The organism is Pseudoalteromonas sp. S558, assembly GCF_005886635.1.
GTDB lineage: Bacteria > Pseudomonadota > Gammaproteobacteria > Enterobacterales > Alteromonadaceae > Pseudoalteromonas > Pseudoalteromonas aliena.
Map to the genome: position 1 here is coordinate 1 of NZ_PNDU01000439.1, position 881 is coordinate 881.

The 881-nt window shown below is 38.9% G+C and carries 1 protein-coding gene; it reads right to left on the reverse strand.

Features of this window, described 5'->3' with window-relative positions; genetic code table 11:
• Nucleotides 1-806 (reverse strand): IS30 family transposase (locus CWB66_RS20510; RefSeq protein ID WP_138586894.1); only part of this gene is annotated, 806 nt, incomplete at its 3' end.
• Between the last annotated feature and the right edge of the window lie 75 nt (nt 807-881).

The following is an 881-nucleotide window of genomic DNA, read 5'->3' on the forward strand; positions in this document are numbered from 1 at the left end:
GTTCCTCGTTGCCACGAACAATAAGGATCAGCAAAGTAAATAATAAAATCTAGTTCTCCTTCCAAAGCTTTAAATTTCGAAAATTCTTTTCCATTATCCAAGGTCAGAGTTAACTGTTTATGCTCTGGAATCTCTTTAAACACCTCTACTGTAGCTGTATTGAATGACTCAGCTTGCTTAGTCTCTATTTTTTTCGCGATTAAATATCGAGAGCTACGGTCAACATGGGTTACAAAAAAACCAGAGCCCTTTTTGCCTTCAATTAAATCACCTTCCCAGTCACCTATTCGGCTTCTGTCTTCGACTATTTTTGGTCGTTCGCTAATACTTACTCTATTCTTAATTTGCCCACGTAAATCGCCATATTTACGTTGTTTACGTCTTTTTTTATGCCTCTTAGCTAAGTCTTTGTATAGCTCTCCACCTGCTTTAAAATCCTTAATCACCCATTGATAGATTGTTTCATGGCTGACATGCATTAATTCATCTGACGGGTTATCCTTCTTAAGCCGACCTGCTATAGCATCTGGAGACCATCCCATTGCTATCTTACTCAGCACAAGCTCGTACAGTGCCTTATTGTTTCTTTTTCTTGCATGCCTAGCGACCTTCCTTCTTGCCATCGCTTTTTCGTGCGCTGCCTCATCGAAATAATCATAGTAGGGTGGCTTATTTCGCTTAACTTCACGCATGATAGTTGTATGGTGTCGATTTAATAGTTTACCAATGGATCGGCAGCTTTCGCCACTGTTGAATCGATAGTAGATAGCTTTTCGTTCGAAACTGTTAAGATGTTCGTAAGACATTCTGAATTCCCTCGATAATGAGTTTGGTCGCACTTACTACATTAGCAAATACTTCAGAATGTCATATTTTTTTGT